Source organism: Vibrio sp. 1069 (assembly GCF_033340555.1).
In genome coordinates, this window is sequence record NZ_JAWOWP010000631.1 from 1 (window position 1) to 595 (window position 595).

General features: G+C 48.7%; 1 protein-coding gene. It reads right to left on the reverse strand.

Translation table 11 applies throughout. The annotated features are described in order from the left end of the window. On the reverse strand, positions 1 to 595 hold a 595-nt coding region (locus R7040_RS28150; protein ID WP_318097843.1), incomplete at both ends, for a glycosyl hydrolase 53 family protein.

The window sequence follows — 595 nt, forward strand, 5'->3', positions numbered from 1 at the left end:
TGTTGACCAGGTTGCCCCATCGATTGGTAACCATGCGGGTTCCCAGTAATAAATCCCTAAACCTAGTTCGTTAGGCAGTTCATTCAACAGCGTCATGATGTCAGCCAGGTATTGCGCCTGGCCCTCAATTGACACACTGTAGCCCTCAATCGGCCCCGCCTCGGAGTAGCTATTACCTAACGAATCACCATTCTCAGTGGTAAACGGGAAAGACGTTTCGACCAAGACAACAGGCTTGTTGTAGCGACTGATGACGTCATTCATATTGGCTTTTACTTTGTCAATTGGGCCGTGCCACCACGGGTAGTAAGACATACCAATCACATCAAAATCGACACCACGCTGGGTGATTTCATCAAACCACCAACGGAAAAGACCGTTATCACCGGCTTCAGCGAGGTGCAACATGATTTGAATGTCTTTACCACTGTCGTTGTCGTGAACCGCTTGGATGCCGGTTTTTAAGAGAAGTGATAGACGGTCAAATTCCTTACCATCTTGACCCCAACTCTTACCCTCAGGCCAAAGCATGCCGCCATTCAGTTCGTTACCAACTTGAACCATATCTGGTACGACACCCGCAGCTTGGTGTGCT